Source organism: Pseudomonas sp. 14P5.3.2 (assembly GCF_057799175.1).
In genome coordinates this window covers 1-22,920 of record NZ_JBYOKU010000027.1, presented here as the reverse complement: position 1 = coordinate 22,920, position 22,920 = coordinate 1, and the positions used below count along the sequence as shown (strand labels likewise).

Sequence of the window (22,920 nt, the reverse complement as noted above, 5' to 3'; positions counted from 1 at the left end):
TGTAGGATCTTTCCTAAAAATCCGCTCATTCATCCGAGTTTTTCCCGTGGTTGCGCCGTTGCAGCCAGTGGAGCAAATCGGCACCGGCCATCGGTCGTGCGTACCAGTACCCCTGCCCTTGCGTGCAGCCCAGTGCCAGCAATTCACGACGTTGCGCATCGGTTTCGATGCCCTCGATGACCACGCTCATGCCCAGGGCTTCGCCCAGTGCCAGGGTGCTGCTGATGGCGGCGCGGCAACGGGGTTCGTGCGCAAGGTTGCGAATGAAATCGGCGTCGAGCTTGATCTCGTTGAATGGCAACTGACACAGGCGCTGCAATGAGGAGAACCCCGCGCCGAAGTCATCGATCGACAAGCGACAACCCATAATGCGCAACCGCACCAGACTCTCGAGGCTGGTGGCCGGCGCTTCGAGCAGACCGCTTTCGGTCAGCTCGAACGTCAGGCTCGAACCGCAGGTTTTATGTTCAGCCAAAAGGCTTTTCAAAGTGGACGTCAGTTGCGCATTGGCCAATTGCACGGTTTGCAGGTTGAACGCCATGTTCAAGACAAAGCCCTGAGCCCGGGCACTGTGCTGTACCCGCAAGGCCTGATCGATCTGCGCGAACAGCATCTCGTCGAGCAGTCCGCAACGTTCAAGTACCGGCACAAACAGCGCCGGCGAAATCAGCCCGCGTGTCGGATGCAGCCAGCGGCACAGAACCTCAACGCCACAGACTTCGCCGCTCTGCAGGTTGAACTTGGGTTGATACCAGGCATGCAATTGGCCCTCGGCCAGCGCATGGCGTACCGCCGCTTCACTGGCCAGCGTCGTGGTGCGAACCGGCTGCGCCGGGCTGATCTGCCGATTGACGAATTTCTCCAGCAACTCGGCCAACACTTGGGCGTGCAGCGGTTTGCCGACATCACCGAGCAGGTCCAGCCCAAGCAGCGCAACCATCTGATGCACTGCCCGCCGCAGATCCGCCGACAGCGAACTGCTGATGATCACCGACCTGACCTGCCCCGACGCGCCGACCCGCTGCAGAAACTCCAGGCCGTCCATGCCCTCCATCTGCAAGTCGCACAGGGCGATGTCCACCGAGCCGACTTCATCGAGCAACGCCAGCGCCTGCGCGCCATCGCTGGCCTCCAGCACCTCCCGACACCCCAGCCCTTGCAGCATGTTCACCGCTACGGAGCGCTGGAAAGCGTGGTCTTCAAGCACCAGGATACGGAGCGGCAGATCGGGCATGAGGGTTGGCTCGCTGTGGGTGAAATGCGGATGAGTGTCGAGCTCGCGAGGGGGCGTCTGCGATCGCTTAACCATCGAGATGCTCCAGCACGGTGCCAAGGGTCTGTCGGTCTGGCGTATGGAGCATGAACAGCTGCCGGCGCCGGGTGGCATAAATCGCCTCGGCCTGCGGCTGACCACGCCGGACATCGTGGATCACACCGTGGCGAATCTGTGGGTTGCCCTGAAAGAACCGCACCGGATCAACACCCGCAGCGGCAATCAGTTCGCCATTGATGATCATCAGGTCGAATTGCTCGAACGGCTCATGGGAGTAATGCGTCAACGCCAACAGTTCACGAAACGAACGCACTGGCGTGAGGTGGCGGTAGCCCAGCTCGTTGAAGACTCTGGCGATTCTGGATTGCAGAGCCTGCTGCTCTTCGACAATCACGATTCGCCTGCACTTGTAGGACATAAGGTTTAACGGCGTAAGAAAATGTGCTGAACACGCTAACCAGAAGTCGTCAGAACCTATGTAGGAAAAGTCCTAAAAGCAGGAGGAAACCTCTCGAAAACCGACAGGACGCCGCCTGGACACTGGCCAAAGCGGCGATTTTCTTGCCAGAGGCGGCGATAGCAGTCGCCGAGAGCCACGCCGAGTGGCGGCTCGAGGTTGTTGCCTTATTCCGTGGTACTCGGACTCCAGAACGCCTGCACCACCAGCGCCGAGGTCGAAATCCGCGCCACCAGGGCATCGAGTTCGTCACCGTCCACCGAGGTGGTCGCCAGCGTCGCTTCGATCTCGATTTCGTCGGCGCCGAAGGCGTGTACATCGACATCGCTGGCCGGGTAGTTGCTGCGCTCCAGCTCGGCTTCGAGCAGGGCGAACACGGCTTTCTGTTGGGAGCGCCGGGCGATGACATAGACGATGTTGGTGACTTCGGCCGAGACCACGTCCAGTGGTTGGCGGTTGATGTTGTTGACGATCGGTCGCAGCAAGGTATTGGCGGCCAGAATGAACAGCGTGCCGAGCACCGCTTCGGCCAACAGGTCGGCACCGGCGCAGGCACCGACGGCGGCGGAGGTCCACAGGGTCGCGGCGGTGTTGAGACCACGGACGTTGCCCTCCTCGCGCATGATCACCCCGGCGCCGAGAAAGCCGATGCCGGAGACCACGTAGGCAACCACGCGCACCGCGCCTTCAGCGCCGCCGAGGCGGTTGGCCATGTCGACGAAAATCGCCGCGCCGACTGCCACCAATACGTTGGTGCGCAGACCCGCCGTGCGTTGCCGGTACTGGCGCTCGAAACCGATCAGGCCACCGAGGATGAACGCTGCGCTGAGGCTGACGAGAGTGTCGAGCAGCGAGGTGAGGTTGAGGTTGTTGATGGCTTGCATGATGAAGCTCCTTGAATAAACCACTGCCCCCTGTGGGAGCGGGCTTGCTCGCGAAGGCGGTTATTCAGTCACAGTTGTAGTGGCTGACACACCGCCTTCGCGAGCAAGCCCGCTCCCACAGGGGAACAGTGTTGTCCGAACGTTTATTGCCAGCCGAACCGGCGGATGTAGAAGCCTTTCACCGCCTGGGTCAGCGCCATGTACGCCAACAGGATCATCGGCAGGAACACGAAGTACATCGACGGCAGCGCCTGCAGTTTGAAGTAGTCGGCCAGCGGCCCCATCGGCAGGAAGATCCCGACCGCCATGATGATCCCGGTCATCACCAGCAGCGGCATGGCTGCACGGCTTTGCAGGAATGGAATCTTCGGCGTGCGGATCATGTGCACGATCAGCGTCTGGGTCAGCAAGCCCACCACGAACCAGCCGGACTGGAACAGGGTCTGGTGATCCGGGGTGTTGGCATCGAACACATACCACATCAAGGCGAACGTCAGGATGTCAAAGATCGAACTGATCGGACCGAAGAACAGCATGAAGCGTCCAACATCAGCCGGCTGCCAGCGCTGCGGCTTTTTCAGCATCTCGTCATCGACGTTGTCGAACGGAATGGCGATCTGCGAAATGTCGTAGAGCAGGTTCTGTACCAGCAGGTGCATCGGCAGCATCGGCAGGAACGGAATGAACGCACTGGCGACCAGTACCGAGAACACGTTGCCGAAGTTGGAGCTGGCGGTCATCTTGATGTACTTGAGCATGTTGGCGAAGGTGCGGCGCCCTTCGAGCACGCCCTCCTCCAGCACCATCAGGCTCTTTTCCAGGAGGATGATGTCGGCGGCTTCCTTGGCGATGTCCACCGCGCTGTCCACCGAAATACCGATGTCGGCCGTGCGCAGTGCCGGCGCATCGTTGATGCCGTCGCCCATGAAGCCGACCACATGCCCGTTGCCCTTGAGAATGCGCACGATGCGCTCCTTGTGCGACGGGGTCAGCTTGGCGAAGACATTGGTCTTCTCCACGGCGATTGCCAGTTGGGCATCACTCATGCGCTCGATGTCATTGCCCATCAGCAGGCCCTGTTGGGCCAGACCGACTTCGCGGCAAATCTTCGCAGTCACCAGTTCGTTGTCACCGGTCAGCACTTTGACGGCGACACCGTGTTCGGCCAAAGCCTTGAGCGCCGGCGCGGTGCTTTCCTTCGGTGGATCGAGGAACGCCACATAACCGATCAGCGTCAATTCCTGCTCATCCGCCAGGCTGTAAGTGTCGCGACCTTCCGGCATCGAGCGGGCAGCCACGGCCACCACGCGCAAGCCTTCAGCGTTGAATGCTGCGGTGACCTGACGAATCCGGGTCAGCAATTCATCGCTCAAGGCTTCTTCGACTTCGCCGTGCTGCACACGGGTGCACACCGCCAGCACTTCCTCTACCGCGCCTTTGCAGATCAGCAGATGCGGTTCACCACGCCCTTCGACCACCACCGACATGCGCCGGCGATTGAAGTCGAACGGGATCTCATCGACCTTGCGAAACGCCGTGCCGACCTTCAGCTCACGGTTGATTTCCACGTGTTCGAGCACCGCCACGTCGAGCAGGTTTTTCAGCCCGGTCTGGTAGTAGCTGTTCAGATAAGCCATTTCCAGCACGTCATCCGAGTCTTCACCCCAGACATCGACGTTGCGCGCGAGGAAGATCTTGTCCTGGGTCAGAGTGCCGGTCTTGTCGGTGCACAGCACGTCCATGGCACCGAAGTTCTGGATCGCGTCGAGTCGCTTGACGATGACTTTCTTGCGCGACAGGAACACCGCACCTTTGGCCAGGGTCGAGGTGACGATCATCGGCAGCATTTCCGGAGTCAGGCCGACAGCGATCGACAGCGCGAACAACAGGGCTTCAGTCCAGTCGCCCTTGGTGAAACCGTTGATGAACAGCACCAGCGGCGCCATGACGAACATGAAGCGGATCAGCAGCCAGCTGACTTTGTTCACACCGAGCTGGAACGAGGTCACCGCACGGTCAGTCGCGCCGACCCGTTGCGCCAGTGCACCAAAATAGGTGCTGTTGCCGGTGGTGAGAATCACCGCCATCGCCGTGCCGGACACCACGTTGGTGCCCATGAACAGGATGTTCTCCAGCTCCAGCGGATTGCGCGTGTCGCGGTCGGCCTGGCGGGCAAATTTTTCCACCGGCATCGATTCACCGGTCATCGCCGCCTGGCTGACGAACAGGTCCTTGGCGCTGAGCACCCGGCAGTCGGCAGGAATCATGTCGCCGGCAGACAGTACGATCAGGTCGCCCGGCACCAGTTGCTTGATTGGCAATTCGATCCGTGGCTCATCGCGGCGCATCACTGTGGCGGTGTTGCTGACCATGGCCTTGAGCGCATCGGCGGCCCGGTTGGATTTGCTTTCCTGCCAGAAGCGCAGCAGTGTCGACAGCACCACCATGGAGAAAATCACCGTGGCGGCTTTGAGGTCTTCGGTCAGCCACGAGATCACCGCCAACAGGGTCAGCAGCAGGTTGAACGGGTTTTTGTAGCAGTGCCACAGGTGGGTCCACCATGGCAGCGGCTGCTCATGTTCGACTTCGTTGAGGCCATACTGCGCGCGCAGTGCGTCGACCTCAAAATCGGTCAAACCGTCAGTGTGGGTGCCCAGCGAAGACAGCAGTTCGCTGCTGTCGCGATGGGCCGCATCGACCAGGGTGTTGGCCAGGGTGGGCGGCACTTCACGGCTGACCGTGGTGTCGTTGATCGATTCCAGCAGCGCCAGACGGCGGAAGTGCCGGGCGATGTGGCGTGTGCGCAGGAAGCCTGCGAAAAATTCCTTGAGCGTAAGTTTCATGGCTGTTGCCCCTATGGTCAGCCGGGAAACCGTCGAGCAGGTACGACCATGCCTCGTGCGCCGGAAAATCCGGCACGGCAAGGCTTGGCGCGCCGGTCAGAAAAGACAGGCGTGTCGATAGGTTTGCGATCACGACCACACGGTCGGAACCACACACGTTCAGTGTCGATGAGAAGGACGTCGGGACATGGTCTCAGCTGACCATGATCGGGATGCCGCTGCTCGCTTTTACGGCGAGACAACGGCAGAGAAAGGCTGCGCGTTATCTTGCCGAGAATCTGCCGGTTACCGAGACCGGCCGACAACTGTCACTCGAACAAGTACCCACTGTGGGTCTCCGCTATTGATGAAAACGCGCGAAGCTTACGCCTCGATGATGGATGAGTAAACCCGTGTAAGAAGGTGTGTCGAGGAATATCGGGGGATATTCAGGAAGGGTTCAGGAATGGGTTTTTGCGGTGGTCTTGGAGGCCCCTTCGCGAGCAAGCCCGCTCCCACATTGGATCTCTGCTGACCACAAAATCTGTGTTCAATGAAGATCCCCTGTGGGAGCGGGCTTGCTCGCGAAAGCGGTGTATCAGGCAATACAGAATCAGCTGGCCGTCGCCAACAACAGATCCGCCACCGAACGATGCCCACGGTGCTTGCCATGCTCGTACAGCGAGCCGGCAATCTCGTCGGCGCGCACCGGCAGCACCGACAATAAGGTGTCGCTCAGACCATGGCTGGCCTGGCAGAAGCCCTGCATGTACAGGCCGGCCTTGCAGCGCTCGTCGGTGATCAGTCTGTAGTTGCGATCAACCTCGAAATCACCGAGGTATTCCTCCAGCGGAGCCAGCAGTTTGCGGTGCATCTGCCGCTCGTAACCGGTGGCCAGGACCACGGCGTCATAGACACGCACAGTGACTTCGCCGGTGGCGTTGTTGCGCACCGCCAGTTCAATGCCGCGCTCGGTGGCGGTGGCGCTTTCAACGGTGGTCAGGGTGCGGAATGCATGACGGGCGATGCCCGAGACTTTCTGCCGATAGAAGATGCCGTAGATGCGTTCGATCAGGTCGATGTCCACCACTGAGTAGTTGGTGTTGTGGTACTCGTTGACCAGGCGCTCGCGCTCGGCACTGTTTTGCTGGAACACCAGATCGGTGAACTCCGGCGAAAACACTTCGTTGACGAACGGGCTGTCGTCCGCAGGCTTGAGGGCCGAACCGCGCAGGATCATGTCGACCTGCACCGACGGGAACGAATCGTTCAGATCGATGAAGGCTTCCGCCGCGCTCTGCCCGCCACCGATGATCGCGATGCTCATCGGTTGATTGTTCACACACGGCTGTCTGGCCATCTGCGACAGGTACTGCGAGTGGTGGAACACGCGGCTGTCGCCCTTCAGCGCCTTGAACGCTTCAGGAATACGCGGCGTGCCGCCGGCGCTGACCACCACCGAACGCGCGGTGCGCACGAACTGCTGGCCTTCGGTATCGCGGGAGATCACGCGCAGCGCTTCAACCTGATGGTTGTGCAGCACCGGTTCGATGGTCAGCACTTCTTCGCCGTAGCGGCTCTGCTCGGTGAACTGCCCGGCGACCCAGCGCAGGTAGTCGTTGTACTCCATGCGGCACGGGTAGAAGGTGCCGAGATTGATGAAGTCCACCAGACGCCCGTGGTGCTTGAGGTAGTTGACGAACGAGTACGGACTGGTCGGGTTGCGCAGGGTCACCAGATCCTTGAGGAAGGAAATCTGCAACTCGCTCTGGGTCGACAGGGTGTTGCCGTGCCAGCTGTAGTCGGCCTGCTTGTCGAGGAACAGCACATCCAGCTCGCCGTGGGTCGGGCCGCGCTCTTGCAGAGCGATGGCCAGGGCCAGGTTGGAAGGGCCGAAACCGACGCCGATCAGGTCGTGAACGATGGGCGATGCAATTGCCTGTGTCATTTCCAGTGTCCTCTGGATGAACCCCTCAACACGGGGATAAAGCCTGGGTGGCCTGACCGGCCTGAAACAGGTCAGCAGGTCGTCTGTTGAGTAGGAACGAGGACGATGAAAGGAAATTTAACCAGCCGGGATCAATGGGCATCCCATTGTTTGATTCGCAACCGGCAATGCTTCATGGCATTGACGATGTGTTTTTCCACCAACGCCTTGGAGATCCCGAGGGTCGCGGCAATTTCGGGGTGGGACAGGCCTTCGATCTTGCGCAGCAAAAAGCTGTCGCGGCACAACGGCGGCAACTCCGCCAGCGCACGCTGGAGCATTTCCAGACGCTGGCCGTGATCGAGGGTGCCATGGGGTGACGGGGTGAAATAGCGCTCTTCGCTGTCGAGCACATCAAGCGACTCGACCTGACGCAGGGCATTGCGCCGATGATCATCGATGACCAGGTTCAGGGCGGTGCGATAGAGAAACGCCCGGGGTTGCTCGATGGGCGTGTCGCTGGAACGCTCAAGCACCCGCAAATAAGCGTCATGCACCACATCTTCGGCAACCTGACGGTTGCCCAGCCTGGCGTTCAGGAAACACACCAGCTCCCGATAGTAGTTTTCCAACATGACTCCCGACCGCATCGATGCAGTTCCTGTCCTTGAGCACACGGATTCCGCCGCCCGCGATCCGCAGTAGCAAGATGGTGGCAACTTGAGTTGCGTAATTTATAGTAATTCTCATATAGATTTAAAGAGCTGTTTCCACATCCGGGCCAAATAGTCCTCAGCGGCTACCTGTTACTTGATGTGTGCGCACTTAAATTCCCTTGCGCACTCATCGTTTACAGGACAGCTCCCCGTATCTGTCGCGCCTTGCGACAGCGTTCACCCCCCGCGCACTGCGCCGCCGCGGTTGAACGACGGGCCGAACCTACTGGCCGGAACCCTGCATGAAACGTCCCCGCTCCGCCCGACGCGCCCTGTTTGCCGCCCTTTGTCTGATTCCCGTGATCGCCGTTGCCGCGTGGCAGGTTTTGCCGCCCGGGCGGGACGCCCTCGCCACCGTTCAGGTGACCCGCAGCAATATCGAAAACAGCGTGACCGCATTGGGCACTTTGCAGCCGCGTCGTTATGTGGATGTCGGCGCGCAGGCTTCCGGGCAGATCCAGAAGATCCATGTCGAGGCTGGCGATACGGTCAAGGAAGGCCAGTTGCTGGTGGAGATCGACCCCTCCACGCAAAAAGCCAAACTCGATGCCGGGCGTTTCTCGATCGAAAACCTCAAGGCGCAACTGCAGGAGCAGCGCGCCCAGCACGATCTCGCACAGCAGAAATACCAGCGCCAGCAGAAGCTCGCCGCCGGTGGCGCGACCCGTGAAGAAGATGTGCAGACCGCGCGCGCCGAAGTTCGCGCGACCCAGGCGCGCATCGACATGTTCCAGGCGCAGATCCGCCAGGCCCAGGCGAGCCTGCGCAGCGACGAGGCCGAGCTCGGCTACACACGCATTTATGCACCGATGAGCGGCACGGTGGTGGCCGTCGGCGCGCGGGAAGGCCAGACACTCAATGCGCAGCAACAGACACCGTTGATCCTGCGCATCGCGCGACTATCGCCAATGACGGTCTGGGCCGAGGTTTCCGAAGCGGACATTGGTCACGTCAAACCCGGCATGACCGCCTACTTCACCACCCTTAGTGGTGGCAGCCGGCGCTGGAACAGCACTGTGCGGCAGATTCTGCCGGTGCCGCCGCGCCCTCTCGAACAGAATCAGGGCGGCAGCCCCACCAGTGGTCGCAGCGGCAGCGAACGGGTGGTGCTGTACACCGTGCTGCTCGATGTCGACAACGCTGACAACAGCCTGATGACCGACATGACTGCGCAGGTGTTCTTTGTCGCGCAACAGGCCAGGGACACCCTGACCGTACCAAGCGCCGCCCTGCAGCCAGGCACGCGGGCGCAGTGGCAACGGGCGCAGGTCGTTGCCGCCAACGGCGAAATCCAGTCCCGCGACGTGCGAACCGGCATCAGCGATCGCCTGCGCACGCAAGTGCTCGAAGGTCTGGTCGAGGGCGATCACGTCCTCAGCACTCCGGCCACCGGCAGCGGAGGCTGAATGCAAACGCCCCTGATTGACCTGCGGCAGATCCGCAAATCCTACGGCGGCAATGACAGTCCGCTGGTGGAGGTGTTGCGCGGCATCGATCTGTCGATTCATGCCGGCGAGTTCGTGGCCATCGTCGGCGCTTCCGGCTCCGGCAAATCAACGCTGATGAACATCCTTGGCTGCCTCGATCGCCCTACCAGCGGCGAATATCGTTTTGCCGGTGAAGATGTCGCGCAACTGGACACCGACGAACTGGCGTGGCTGCGCCGCGAGGCGTTCGGTTTCGTGTTTCAGGGTTATCACCTGATTCCGTCCGGCTCCGCCCAGGAAAACGTCGAAATGCCGGCCATCTACGCCGGTACTCCCGCGGCAGAGCGCCACGCTCGGGCCAGTGCGTTGCTGGAGCGCCTGGGCCTGGCCAGTCGCACCGGCAACCGCCCGCACCAACTCTCCGGCGGTCAGCAGCAGCGCGTGTCGATTGCCCGGGCGCTGATGAACGGCGGTCACATCATCCTCGCCGACGAACCCACCGGCGCCCTCGATAGCCACAGCGGCGCCGAGGTCATGACCTTGCTCGACGAACTCGCCAGTCAGGGCCATGTGGTGATTCTCATCACCCACGACCGCGAAGTGGCGCAACGGGCCAAACGCATCATCGAAATCCGCGACGGCCTGATCATCAGCGACACCGCCGAGCATCCGTCAGCCGCGCCCCGTACCGCCAACCCCGGCGCCCTGCAAGCGGTCGATCTGCGCCAGCGCCTGAGCGCCGGCAGTACCCAGACCGGCGCCTGGAAAGGCGAACTGGTGGATGCGGTGCAAGCCGCCTGGCGAGTCATGTGGATCAATCGGTTTCGCACCGCGCTGACGCTGCTCGGCATCGTCATCGGCGTGGCTTCGGTGGTGGTGATGCTGGCGGTTGGCGAAGGCAGCAAACGCCAGGTGATGGCGCAGATGGGCGCCTTCGGCTCCAACATCATTTATCTGAGCGGCGCCGCGCCCAACCCGCGCACGCCACCGGGGATCATTACGCTTGATGACGTCGCCGAGCTGGCCGCCCTGCCCCAGGTCGAACGCATCATGCCGGTCAACGGCTCGACCGCCGGCGTGCGTTTCGGCAACGCCGATCACAGCAGTTATGTCGGTGGCAACGACACCAACTTCCCGATCATCTTCAACTGGCCGGTGGTCCAGGGCAGTTACTTCACCCAGGCCGACGAAGACAGTGCCGCCGCTGTGGCGGTAATCGGTACCAAAGTGCGCGACAAGTTGCTCAAGGATATCGCCGATCCGATCGGCCAGTACATCCTGATCGAAAACGTGCCGTTCCAGATCCTCGGCGTTCTCGCCGAAAAAGGCTCAAGCTCGGGCGACTCGGACAGCGACAATCGCATCGCGGTGCCCTACTCCGCGGCCAGCATGCGTCTGTTCGGCAGCCGCAATCCGGAATACGTGGTGATCGCCGCCAGGGATGCGCGCAAGGTCAAGGACGCCGAACAGGCCATCGAACAAGCGATGCTGCGCCGGCACAACGGCAAGAAGGACTTCGAACTCACCAACAACGCCGCGATGATCCAGGCCGAGGCGCGCACCCAGGGCACGCTGTCGCTGATGCTCGGCGCCATTGCTGCCATTTCGCTGCTGGTGGGCGGTATCGGCGTGATGAACATCATGCTGATGACCGTGCGCGAACGCACCCGGGAAATCGGCATTCGTATGGCCACCGGCGCCCGTCAGCGCGACATCCTGCGCCAGTTTCTCACCGAAGCGGTGATGCTTTCGGTGGTCGGTGGCATTGCCGGCATCAGCCTGGCAATGCTGGTCGGCGGCGTCCTGATGTTCAGCGGCGTGGCGATCGCGTTTCAATGGCTGGCTGTGCTCGGCGCCTTTGCCTGCGCACTGGTCACCGGTGTCATCTTCGGCTTCATGCCTGCCCGCAAGGCCGCCCGGCTCGATCCGGTCACGGCCCTTACCAGTGAATGATCGATCTATGAAAGCGCCACTGACCCTCCTCGCCGCCAGCCTGTTGCTGGCGGCCTGCAGCAGCCCTGCGCCACGCCCCGACAGCGGCGTGCAGCCACCGCCCGCCTGGCAGTCACCGGATCATCCCGGTGCGGTGCAAAGCAACCGCCAATGGTGGACGCAGTTCGGCAGCCCCGAACTCGATCGACTGGTCGAACAGGCACGCCTGGGCAGCCATGACCTCGGCGCCGCGGTGGCCCGGGTCAGGCAGGCGCAGGCCAGCGCGACGATTGCCGGCGCCCCGCTGCTGCCGGAAATCAAGGCCGGACTGAATGCCAATCGGCAGAAACTATTGCACGGCAAGGGCTACAGCCAATTGGACGTGAACCCCGACAAGCGTTCGCTGGATTACTACGACGCGGAGCTGAGCGCCAGTTACGAAATCGATTTCTGGGGTGGCAAACGCGCCGCCCGCGACAGCGCGGTGTTCGGCGTGCAAGCCAGCGAATACGATCGCGCCACCGTCGAACTGACCCTGCAAAGCGGCGTTGCCACCAGCTACACCCAGGCCCTGGCGTTGCGTGAGCAGGCGCGCATCGCCGAACTCAATCTGGCCAACGCGCAAAACGTATTGCACCTGGTGCAAACCCGCTTCGACGCCGGCAGCGCCACCGCACTGGAACTGGCCCAGCAGAAAAGCCTGGTGGCCGAACAACAGCGCAAGTTGCCGCTGGTGCAGCAACAGGCACGCGAAGCACTGATCAGCCTTGCCGCCCTGCTCGGCCAACCGGTGCAGACGCTGTCCTCACCTCAACAGTCATTCGAACAATTGCAGTGGCCGAAAATCGCCAGTGGCGTGCCCAGCGATCTGCTGAGCCGGCGCCCGGACATCGCCAGCGCCGAAGCCAGACTCGCGGCCGCGCAAGCCGATGTCACCGTGGCCCGGGCGGCCATGCTGCCTAAAGTCACCCTCACCGCCAGCCTCGGCACCGGCGCCGATCTGGCGGCGGATCTGCTGCGCACGACGTTCTATAACCTGTCATCCGGGTTGACCGCGCCGATCTTCAACAATGGCCGTCTGAGCGCTGAACGCGACAAGGCCAAGGCCCGTCAGGATGAACTGCTGGAGACGTATCGCAGGGCAATCATCAATGGCTTCGCCGACGTCGAAAAAGCCCTCAGCAGCATTCGCGGCCTCGACGAACAACGGCAATGGCAAAGCGAAGAGCTGAGCCAGGCGCAAACCGCATTCGACATCGCCCAAAGTCGCTATCAGGCTGGTGCCGAAGACTTGCTCACCGTGCTGCAAACCCAGCGCACGCTGTATGCGGCGCAGGACATGAACGTGCAACTGCGCCTGTCGCGCTTGCAGGCCAGCATTGCCTTGTACAAGGCGTTGGGCGGTGGTTGGCAAGTCATCTGACCGTCCCTTGTCGACTGTCCCGACGCCTTCGCGAGCAGGCTCGCTCCCACAGGGGTGATGGGGCGCGTCACAGATCGAGGCTCAACGCAGATCCCTGTGGCTCGCGAAAGCGCCAGGTCAGGCGAAACCAATCCCTCAGGGCAAAAAAAATCGCAGCTCCGGGCTGCGATTTTTTGTGCTTAGAGTTGCCGCCCCTTCACCTTCAAATGTCGGGCGTACCACGGTCGCTGCGGCACCTTGCGGAACAGGTCGGCCATGTGGTCTTCATCGCCAAAGGTGATGCGCAGCGCGAGCTTCATGGTTTCCGGGTCCATCTCCACCGAGCGGCCGATTTGCAGGCCCGGCACGGTACTGCAGCCATGGGTGTCCGGCCCCAGCCACGGATCGTCGACTTCAACCCAGCGCCCCGGGGCAAACCACGGCACGCCATTGACCTCCAGGCGACTGACTTCGCCCGGGTGAAAACGCTCATGGGCGCGAAACCAGTCTTCGAGGCGATCATCGATCCAGCCGTGAAAACGCCAGAACACCGGGTTCACATGGGAGGAAAACGGGTCGCCGAGAAAGTCGTTTTCCGGGGCGTACCAACGCGCGGCAAAATCCGCCTGATCGCGCGCCATCGGCACCGGAATATCGTTGGACGGGTCGCGTGCCACCGACGCCCAGCGCATATGCAACCAATCGTGCAGGCCCAGCTCTACTTCTGAGCCGAACTGCCCAAGGGTGAGTTTCGACAAGTATCGCGGGTCGCGGTACTGCGATTCCCAGACCTGGAAATTGCTGTGGTAAGTCTCGGCCGCCTTGATGTCACTGACCCACTGGGTGTACTCATCATCGCCGTCGGTCACCCAGGTCGGCGGCAAGGCGTTGCCGTCGTGGTTGTCGAAGTAGCGGGCGAAGCCCTGACGGTCGCGTTCCAGTTCCGGTTGCGGCATGGGGAACGCCGGCCACGACGGCAAGTCCTGCATCGAGCGGGCCTTGCCCAGCATGTGCCGGTGCATGAAGAAAAAGTCGATGCCCGAACCATTGCGATCCTTGCGTGGCCCGCGGGCATCCCGTTCCTTGTCGCGCGGCCCGGGTTGCCAGCCGATTCCGCGCAGGGCCTCGCGTTTTTTCTCCGAGAGTTTGTGCCACTTGTCACGGGTCGCATGCCAGAGCTGGTGGAACAAGCGATGTTCCGGAGCGACCAGCCACGCCAAGAGTGTCGGGTTCAATCCAGTGCGTTCGCGAGCCTCGGGAAAGCGTCGTTTGATAGCGATGAAATGGTTATCGAGCTCGGGCAAGCCCAACGGTCGATCCAGGCGCAACACCTGTCCGGTAAGCGTGCCGCTGCCGGCATTGCCGAACGCCGCCCAGACTTCGTCCAGTTTGACTTTGAATTCATAGACTGGCGGCGCTTGCGGCGCATCGGTGCGCAGCAGCCGCCAGTACATCTCGGCGCCATTGCCCGGCGCCAGATCGCCAATCACCTGATAGCGTGCCGGCGCGTCAGAACGCAGATTGGCCCCGGTATCGAGGAATCCACGCAAGCCGCGGCCACGACGGGCAATGTCGAGAAACAATTCCAGACCTTCGTGTGGCAGGCCGTCCAGCCCTGCGGCGGCTCCGCTGAAACGGATATCCCACACGCCGCGCAGGTTGTCCGCCAACTGCTGACCGGCCGTATCGGCCAGATCCACTGTGGCCTCTCCCGGTGTGATCGGAAACTCCTCACGGGTCAGCTCACGATGTGCATAAAAAGCGGCAGGCAGCGCGGCGCCCGTAAGTGCCATGCCCGCCATGAACCAGCGTCGAGAGATCGTCATTGCCCTACCTGTGTCAGCCATGAAGCAGGCTTTATCCAAGCTAGAACGTTTGCTCGCCGAGGAAATTTATGGCCCTGGCAAAAGATCGCAGCACGCCTTCAACGCATTTCACCTGCACCACTAAATTACCCGTCCGGTCACTCGTTCCTCCCAGATAGCAAAGGCCCCTGCGCCTGCACTTCGACGGCGAACCTGAATGAGATGGCAATGACAAAACCGCGTTCGAAAAAGGCTCTATTTATCGGCCTGCCGCTGGCCTTGGCGATCAGCGCCGGCGCAGGGTTTCTGGCCTGGGATTACTGGTTTCGGGACAACCCCGGCTATCCGGTCAAAGTGATGAAACAGGCAACCGAGCTGCAGGATCGCATCCTCTCGTTCGACAGCCACATCACCGTGCCCCTGAGTTTCGGCGCGCACGGCAACGAAGCCGACAAGGACGGCTCGGGCCAGTTCGACCTGATCAAGGCCAATCGCGGTCGCTTGTCCGGCGCGGCACTGACCGTGTTCGGCTGGCCGGAAATGTGGAACGGCCCGAATGCGCCGCATCGCCCGACCGAGGGCTTTGTCGAGGAAGCGCGCAACCAGCAGGAAGTGCGCTACAAAATCATTTCCGGGATGGTCCGCGACTTTCCCAATCAGGTTGGCATCGCCTACACCCCGGATGATTTCCGCCGCCTGCATGGCGAAGGCAAGTTTGCGATTTTCATCAGCATGCTCAACGCCTACCCGCTGGGCAACGATCTGAGCAAGCTGGACCTGTGGGCCGGGCGCGGCATGCGCATGTTCGGCTTCAGCTACATCGGCAACAACAGCTGGGCCGACTCGTCGCGCCCGCTACCGTTTTTCAATGATTCCCCGGATGCCCTCGACGGTCTCTCGGACATCGGCAAGCAAGCGGTGCACCGCTTGAACGATCTGGGTGTGATCATCGACGTCTCGCAGATGTCGACCAAGGGTCTGGAACAGGTCGCACAACTGAGCCGCACACCGCTGGTGGCTTCGCACTCGGCGCCACGGGCAGCGGTGGATATTCCGCGCAACCTCAGCGACAAGGAATTGCAGCTGATCAAGAACAGCGGCGGCGTGGTGCAGGTGGTCGGGTTCTCGCAATACCTCAAACCGCTGACCCAAGGCACCCAGGACAAACTCAACGCACTGCGCGCGCGCTTCGACCTGCCGCCGTTGCCGAATCTGGCCATGGCGCTGATGCCGGGCGATCCGATCATCACTGCCTGGTCCGAACAGAAACTCGGCCAGTACGCCAGCGGCCTCTACGCGATCCTTGAAGAAGAACCGAAAGCGACCCTCAAGGACCTCGGTGACGCCATCGATTACACCGTGCGCAAAATCGGCATCGACCATGTCGGTATCGCTTCGGACTTCAACGACGGCGGCGGTATCAAGGGTTGGGAAAACGTCGGGGAGATCCGCAACGTCACCGCCGAACTGATCCAGCGCGGCTACTCCGAAGCAGACATCGCCAAGCTGTGGGGCGGCAACTTCATGCGCGTCTGGGATCAGGTGCAGAAAGCGGCCAAACCTGCGTTGATCTCCCGCCAGGACAGCGCCCAGCCATGACCGACCGCCGCACGTTTCTGAAACAGGCAGGCGTGGTTGCCGCCGCCCTGCCGTTTGGCACAACGCTCGCTGCGCCAGCAATGGCCGCACCCGCCGCCGTGCCTTCCGGGAGCAAATGGACGCAGCTGCGCCAGTTGTTCGAGCAGGATCCGCAGGCGATTCACTTCGCCAACTTTTTGGTCACCTCCCACCCCAAACCCGTGCGCGAGGCCATCGCACGCCATCGTGCAGCGCTGGATCTGAACCCGGGCCTGGCCATGGACTGGGATTTGGGCGTCACCGAAAAGCGCGAAGACAATGTGCGGGTCTGGGCCGGCAAATACCTGCAGGCCAAACCGAGCCAGATCGCCCTCACCGGCAGCACCACCGAAGGCCTGGCGATGATTTACGGCGGCGTGCATATGCGCCCGGATCAGGAAATCCTCACCACCGAGCACGAGCACTATTCGACCCGCAACATCCTCGATTTCCGCACCCGCCGCGATGGTACCCGGGTGCGAAAACTCAAGCTGTTCGAAACCCCGCAAAGCATTTCGCTGGATCAGGTGCTCGACACCATCAACCGCAACATCCGCCCTGAAACCCGCGTTCTGGGGATGACCTGGGTGCATTCGGGCAGTGGCGTGAAGTTGCCGATCGGCGACATTTCGCGGCTGGTCGATGAGCACAACCGTCAGCGCGAGGATCAGGACCGATTGATTTACGTGGTCGACGGTGTGCACGGCTTCGGCGTCGATGATCTGAGTTTCCCGCAGATGAACTGCGACTTTTTCATTGCCGGCACCCACAAATGGATGTTCGGCCCGCGCGGCACCGGCATCGTCTGCAGCCGCAGTGAAGAAGTGAAATACGTCAGCCCGAGCGTGCCGACGTTCTCCGAAGCCACGACGTTCGCCACCACCATGACCCCGGGCGGCTACCACGCTTTCGAACACCGCTGGGCACTGGACGAGGCCTTCAAGCTGCATCTGCAACTGGGCAAGGCCGACGTTCAGGCACGCATTCATCAGCTCAACAGTTATCTGAAAGAGCGCTTGCGAGAACACGCGAACATCGAACTGGTGACCCCGCTCGATCCGCAGTTTTCCGCCGGTTTCACGTTCTTCCGGGTCAAGGGCCAGGACAGCGACGAGGTCGCCGCCTACCTGATGAACCAGCGGGTGATCTGCGACGCCGTCAGCCGCGATGTCGGCCCGGTGATCCGCACCGCCCCCGGGCTGCTCAACAGCGAAGCCGAAGTCGACCGGTTCATGGACATCCTCGGCAAAAAACTGCGCGCCTGAGCGCTCGCCCCCGGTTTCCTTTCACAGAGACGACTCATGAAAAAGCCTCACGCCTCATTCACCTTCAAGGCCCTCCCCGCACTGGTCCTGACCGCGCTCTGCGCCGGCCTGTTGCCCGGTGCCGCACAGGCTGCGACCCCGCCCGCTCCGGGCAAAGTGTTCAAGGACTGCAAGGACTGCCCGGAAATGGTGGTGCTGCCCACTGGCAGCTTCACCATGGGCACCCCGGAAGACGAAGTCGGCCGCGAGCCGGATGAAGGTCCGCGCCACGTCGTGACCTTCAGCAAACCGTTCGCCATCAGCCGTTTCCAGGTACTGGTCGGCGAATGGGACGCGTATGTGCGCGATACCGGCAACAAGCCCTACGACTTCGATGATCGCCCGGGCCGCCGCTGCACCGCCGGCAAACCGGAGTTCAAGCAGACCGCGCGCGACCCGGCGGTGTGCATGAACGTGGCCGAAGCTCAGGGCTATATCGATTGGCTGTCGAAAAAGACCGGCCACAGCTATCGCCTGCAAAGCGAATCGATCCGCGAATACGCCGCCCGTGGCGGCAGCACCGGGCCCTTCCCGTTCCCGTTCGATGAAGGCAACAACTACCAGATTTCCAAACACGCCAACACCTATGGCGCCGCCGACGGCTACAACTTCACCTCGCCGGCCGGGACCTTTCCGGCCAACGCTTTCGGCGTCTACGACGCCCACGGCAACGTCTATGAGTGGACCGCCGATTGCTATCACAAGGACTATTCCGGGGTACCCGACGACGGGCGCCCGTGGGTGCAGGAACACTGTGAACGCCAGGTCATGCGCGGCAACGACTGGGGCGAAGCGCCAGTGTTCTCCCGCTCCGGCAACCGCAACAGCAGCTGGCCGACCAGCAAGGGTGACTGGCTCGGTTTCCGCGTAGTGCGTGACCTCTGATCCTGCCCGCCACGACCGCAGCCCGTCTGCGGTCGTTTAAAGAAACTCCGTGACCATTCGTTTTCCTTAAGTACCGGCACTCCCTCCGCACCGAAGCAGGAATCCTCCATGACCAAGCCTACGCGTGGGGCGATCAACGAATTGTTCGCCCTGCTCAAGCCCTTCCGCCTGATCGTCTCTGTGTCCATCGTGCTCGGCATGATCGGTGGCCTGAGCGTCACCGTGCTGCTGGCGACCATCAACAATGCCTTGCACTCCGATGACGGCCTGACCCGCACGGTGGTCATGATTTTCGCCGGCCTCTGCGCCGTGGCGTTGCTGACGACGATTCTGTCGGACATCGGCACCAACTATGTCGGCCAGCACATCATTGCCAGGCTGCGCAAGGAACTGGGGGAGAAAGTGCTGTCGGCGCCGATCGACCAGATCGAACGCTATCGCAGTCACCGCTTGATCCCGGTGCTGACCCACGACGTCGACACCATCAGCGACTTCGCCTTCGCCTTTGCGCCGCTGGCGATCTCCATGACCGTCACCCTGGGCTGCCTCGGTTACCTGGCGATGCTGTCCTGGCCGATGTTCCTGATGATGCTGGTGGCCATCGCCATCGGCACCACGATTCAGGCGATTGCCCGGGCCAAGGGCATGCGCGGGTTCTACGCCGCGCGCGACTCCGAAGACGAACTGCAAAAGCACTACAACGCGATTGCCGAAGGGGCCAAGGAGCTGCGTATCCACCGCCCGCGGCGCCAGCGCATGTTTGTCGCCGGCATTCAGAAAACCGCGGAAAAGATCTGCGACACCCAGATCAAATCCATCAACACCTTCGTGATCGCCAAGTCGTTCGGCTCGATGCTGTTCTTCGTGGTCATCGGCATGGCGCTGGCGCTGCAATCCTTCTGGCCGAGCGGCGATAAAGCGGTCATGAGTGGATTTGTACTGGTGCTGCTGTACATGAAAGGCCCGCTGGAGCATCTGGTCAGCACCTTGCCGATCATCAGCCGCGCACAGATTGCGTTCCGCCGGATTGCCGAGCTGAGCGAACAGTTTTCCTCGCCGGAACCGCACCTGCTACTGGAAGACACGGGCAGCAAAGCGGCAGCCGTCAACAGCCTGGAGCTGCGCAACGTGCGCTACGCGTTCCCGGCGGTGGAAGGCAGCGAACCGTTCCGTCTGGGGCCGGTCAACCTGCGCATCGAACAAGGCGACATCGTGTTCATCGTCGGTGAAAACGGTTGTGGCAAAACCACGCTGATCAAATTGCTGCTCGGCCTGTACGCACCGACCGAGGGTGAAATCCGCGTCAACGATCAAGCAATCACCGCGCTCAACCGCGATGACTACCGCCAGAACTTCACCACGATCTTTGCCGATTACTACCTGTTCGACGACCTGATCCAGGGCGACCGTCAGGTGCCGCAGGACGCCACCCGCTACCTCGAGCGTCTGGAAATTGCGCACAAGGTCAGCGTGCGCGACGGTGCCTTCAGCACCACCGATCTGTCCACCGGCCAGCGCAAACGCCTGGCGCTGGTCAACGCCTGGCTCGAAGAGCGCCCGGTGCTGGTGTTCGATGAGTGGGCGGCGGATCAGGATCCGACGTTCCGGCGGATTTTCTACACCGAGTTGCTGCCCGACCTCAAACGCCTGGGCAAGACCATCATCGTGATTTCCCACGATGACCGTTACTTCGACGTTGCCGACCAACTGGTGCGCATGGAGGCCGGAAAGGTCAAAAGCGAACTGCAGACCGCTTGAAAAACGGGGCCGCGGCCAGGCCGGAAAAATAGTTTTCCGGTTTGCCGCGGCTTCCTCGTCTTAATGAGATGAATAAGAACCATTAACAACTATACCTGCCAAGGTCTTAACCTCATGTCCGCATCCCGTTTCATGCTTCGCCCCCTGACTCGAGCCCTGTTGATGCAGGGCGTCACACGTTCGCGACTGGCCGGCACCGGTCTCGGTCTGGCACTGACCGTTGCTGCCACCCCGTATGTCCAGGCGCAGGAATGGACACTGAACATTCCGGCCCAGCCACTGGCACAGGCTCTGCAGACCCTCAGCCAACAGACCAGCCTGCAAATCATCTACAGCCCGGAAAGCCTGCAAGGTCTGCGCTCCAGCGCGCTCAGCGGGCGCTATCAGGGTGATGATTCGCTCAACGCGATCCTCAAAGGCACCGGCATTCGCTATCAGCGTGACGGCAACACCGTGACCGTGCTCGGCCCGGCCACCGGCGATACCATGGAACTGGCGCCGACCAACGTCAACGCGCAACGTATGAGCGCCACCACCGAAGGCAGCAACTCCTACACCACCGGTGGCGTGACCATTGGCAAGGGCACGCATTCGCTGAAAGAAACACCGCAGTCGATCACCGTCATGACGCGCAAGATGCTCGATGACCAGAACCTCAACACCATCGAACAAGTGATGGAGAAGACCCCGGGCATCACCGTTTACGACTCGCCAATGGGCGGCAAGTATTTCTACTCCCGCGGTTTCCGCATGAGCGGCCAGTATCAGTACGACGGCGTACCGCTGGATATCGGCAGCAGCTACGTGCAGGCCGACAGCTTCAACAGCGACATGGCCATCTACGACCGCGTGGAAGTACTGCGTGGCGCCGCCGGCATGATGAAAGGCGCCGGCGGCACCGCCGGTGGCGTCAACTTCGTGCGCAAGCGCGGCGGCGATACCGCCCACACTGAACTCTCGCTGTCGGCAGGCACCTGGGACAACTATCGCGGTCAGGTCGATACCGGTGGCCCGCTGAACGACTCGGGCACCATCCGTGGTCGCGCCGTGGTCACTGAGCAGACCCGTCAATATTTCTATGACGTCGCCAGCCGCAAGGATCAGATCTACTACGGCGCCCTGGACTTCGACCTCAGCCCCGACACCACCCTGGGTGTGGGCGTCGCCTGGGAAGACGTCGACGCCACGCCTTGCTGGGGCGGCCTGCCGCGTTACGCCGACGGCTCCGACCTGCACCTCAAGCGCTCGACCTGCCTGAACACATCCTGGAACAACCAGCGCAGCAAACGCGCCACCTACTTCACTGACCTCAAGCACCAGTTCAATGACGACTGGTCGCTCAAGGTCGCGGGCGTCTACTCGCGCAACACCCAGGACATGGAATACGCATTCCCGAGCGGCGCCGTACCGGTCGGCGCCACTTCGTCCAGCACCTTGATGCTGGGCAGCACCTACGATTACGACCAGGTCGACTACGGCTTCGATACCTACGTTGACGGCAAATTCGACGCGTTCGGCCAGCAACATGAACTGACCGTCGGCGTAAACGCCAGCCGTTCGAACAAGGACGACTTCTACGCAGTGGCCGCGTTGCCACAACGTCAGAACGTGCTGGATCCGAACCACCATATCCCGCAACCGGATGAAAGCTATTACCTGGCCAATGCATCCCGTGGTGGCCCGGTGGACATGCACATCAAGCAATACGGCGCTTACTCCATCGGCCGCTTTAAACTGGCTGATCCGCTGACCCTCGTACTGGGCAGCCGGGTGAGCTGGTACAAGTCCGACACCGACTCGGTGCAGTACTTCCGCGGCGAAGGCACACCGGTCAACACCAAGTCCACCGAGACCGGGCAAGTCACGCCGTTCGCCGGTCTGCTGTTCGACCTCAACGACAACCTGACCGCCTACGCCAGCTACACCGACATCTTCACCCCGCAAGGCGCTTACAAGACCATCGATGGCAGCACCCTCAAGCCATTGATCGGCCAGAGCTACGAATTGGGGATCAAGGGTGAGTGGTTCGACGGTCGTCTGAACAGCTCCTTCAGCCTGTTCCGCACCATTCAGAAAGATGCGGCCCAGGATGATCTGCGCTGCGAAGACAGCTCTTGCTCGATCAACTCCGGCAAGGTCCGCGCTCAGGGCTTCGAAGCGGAAGTCAGCGGGGAAGTGATTGACCGTCTGCAACTGCTGGCCGGCTACACCTACACCCAGACCAAAGTGCTGGAAGATGCCGACACCACGCTGGACGGCACCGCCTACAACTCTTATGTGCCACGTCATCTGTTGCGCGTCTGGGGTGACTACAGCCTGACCGGCCCGCTGGATCGCGTCACCGTCGGTGCCGGCGTCAACGCGCAGAGCGGCAACTATCGCGTCTCGCCGATTGGCGGTGGCAACATCAACGGTGCCGGTTATGCGGTGTGGAACGGTCGAATTGGCTACAAGATCGACGACACCTGGTCGGTCGCGCTCAACGGTAACAACCTGTTCGACAAGCGTTATTACTCGACCATTGGTACCGAAGGTTTCGGTAACTTTTATGGTGATCCGCGTAATTTCGTGATGTCGGTCAAGGCTGTCTTCTGATTGCTTTGGTTGTGAGAAAGCCCCGCTTTGGCGGGGCTTTTTTTTGTCTGTCTGGTGTTGGGGGGTTGGGATTAATGGGGGTTGGGATTGGGGGCATATCCGTTGCTGCGGGGGTT

Annotated in this window: 15 protein-coding genes; 8 read left to right on the top strand and 7 right to left on the bottom strand. The window is 61.6% G+C overall.

All coding sequences use genetic code 11. The features are described from left to right. Positions 1–25: 25 nt before the first annotated feature. The 6 genes from AC27VU_RS20220 to AC27VU_RS20195 all read right to left on the bottom strand — a co-directional run bounded on the left by AC27VU_RS20220 (position 26) and on the right by AC27VU_RS20195 (position 7,998). The gene (locus AC27VU_RS20220) at positions 26–1,309 is read right to left on the bottom strand and encodes an EAL domain-containing response regulator (RefSeq protein ID WP_488724764.1); all 1,284 of its coding nucleotides are present in this window, start codon (positions 1,307–1,309) and stop codon (positions 26–28) included. Then, positions 1,302–1,691 carry a hypothetical protein gene (locus AC27VU_RS20215; protein ID WP_045122364.1) on the bottom strand — a complete coding sequence of 130 codons (390 nt, stop codon included), beginning with the start codon at positions 1,689–1,691 and terminating at the stop codon, positions 1,302–1,304. Before AC27VU_RS20215 ends, AC27VU_RS20220 begins: the two co-directional genes overlap by 8 nt. 206 nt (positions 1,692–1,897) lie before the next feature. Further along, on the bottom strand, positions 1,898–2,614 hold the full coding sequence (locus AC27VU_RS20210) for an MgtC/SapB family protein (RefSeq protein ID WP_007968289.1): 717 nt from the start codon (positions 2,612–2,614) through the stop codon (positions 1,898–1,900). Positions 2,615–2,757: 143 nt separating this feature from the next. After that, positions 2,758–5,457 carry a magnesium-translocating P-type ATPase gene (mgtA, locus tag AC27VU_RS20205; protein ID WP_103484486.1) on the bottom strand — a complete coding sequence of 900 codons (2,700 nt, stop codon included), beginning with the start codon at positions 5,455–5,457 and terminating at the stop codon, positions 2,758–2,760. A 592-nt stretch (positions 5,458–6,049) separates the two neighbouring features. After that, entirely contained in the window at positions 6,050–7,384 is a 1,335-nt protein-coding gene (locus tag AC27VU_RS20200) for a lysine N(6)-hydroxylase/L-ornithine N(5)-oxygenase family protein (RefSeq protein ID WP_488724763.1), read from the bottom strand. Between the two features lie 131 nt (positions 7,385–7,515). Next, entirely contained in the window at positions 7,516–7,998 is a 483-nt protein-coding gene (locus tag AC27VU_RS20195) for a sigma-70 family RNA polymerase sigma factor (RefSeq protein WP_045122362.1), read from the bottom strand. Between the two features lie 323 nt (positions 7,999–8,321). Here AC27VU_RS20195 and AC27VU_RS20190 point away from each other — a divergent pair, with 323 nt between their 5' ends. Genes AC27VU_RS20190 through AC27VU_RS20180 form a run of 3 tightly spaced genes read left to right on the top strand, consistent with a single transcriptional unit; the run spans position 8,322 to position 12,861 of the window. Then, complete coding sequence (locus tag AC27VU_RS20190) at positions 8,322–9,485, top strand: efflux RND transporter periplasmic adaptor subunit (RefSeq protein WP_400496295.1); 1,164 nt, start codon at positions 8,322–8,324, stop codon at positions 9,483–9,485. Next, positions 9,486–11,459: a MacB family efflux pump subunit gene (locus AC27VU_RS20185; RefSeq protein ID WP_488724762.1), complete on the top strand. Its 1,974-nt coding sequence runs from the start codon at positions 9,486–9,488 to the stop codon at positions 11,457–11,459. A 7-nt stretch (positions 11,460–11,466) separates the two neighbouring features. Then, positions 11,467–12,861, top strand: coding sequence for an efflux transporter outer membrane subunit (locus AC27VU_RS20180; protein ID WP_488724761.1), 1,395 nt, complete (start codon positions 11,467–11,469; stop codon positions 12,859–12,861). 179 nt (positions 12,862–13,040) lie between these two features. On the opposite strand, the gene pvdP is transcribed toward AC27VU_RS20180, so the two are convergent. Further along, on the bottom strand, positions 13,041–14,666 hold the full coding sequence (gene pvdP / locus AC27VU_RS20175; RefSeq protein WP_473019215.1) for a pyoverdine maturation tyrosinase PvdP: 1,626 nt from the start codon (positions 14,664–14,666) through the stop codon (positions 13,041–13,043). 207 nt (positions 14,667–14,873) lie between these two features. Here pvdP and pvdM point away from each other — a divergent pair, with 207 nt between their 5' ends. From pvdM to AC27VU_RS20150, 5 genes are all read left to right on the top strand, one after another. After that, the gene (pvdM, locus tag AC27VU_RS20170; protein ID WP_003223442.1) at positions 14,874–16,244 is read left to right on the top strand and encodes a pyoverdine-tailoring dipeptidase-like protein PvdM; all 1,371 of its coding nucleotides are present in this window, start codon (positions 14,874–14,876) and stop codon (positions 16,242–16,244) included. Then, positions 16,241–17,527, top strand: a complete 1,287-nt coding sequence (gene pvdN, locus AC27VU_RS20165) for a pyoverdine-tailoring periplasmic protein PvdN (protein ID WP_488724760.1) — start codon at positions 16,241–16,243, stop codon at positions 17,525–17,527. Before pvdM ends, pvdN begins: the two co-directional genes overlap by 4 nt. A gap of 36 nt (positions 17,528–17,563) precedes the next feature. Beyond that, positions 17,564–18,451, top strand: coding sequence for a dihydropyoverdine dehydrogenase (gene pvdO, locus AC27VU_RS20160; RefSeq protein ID WP_103484492.1), 888 nt, complete (start codon positions 17,564–17,566; stop codon positions 18,449–18,451). A gap of 108 nt (positions 18,452–18,559) precedes the next feature. Beyond that, positions 18,560–20,209: a cyclic peptide export ABC transporter gene (locus tag AC27VU_RS20155; RefSeq protein WP_262142354.1), complete on the top strand. Its 1,650-nt coding sequence runs from the start codon at positions 18,560–18,562 to the stop codon at positions 20,207–20,209. 114 nt (positions 20,210–20,323) lie between these two features. Further along, positions 20,324–22,804: a TonB-dependent siderophore receptor gene (locus tag AC27VU_RS20150; protein ID WP_177434675.1), complete on the top strand. Its 2,481-nt coding sequence runs from the start codon at positions 20,324–20,326 to the stop codon at positions 22,802–22,804. The last annotated feature ends 116 nt before the right edge of the window (positions 22,805–22,920 follow it).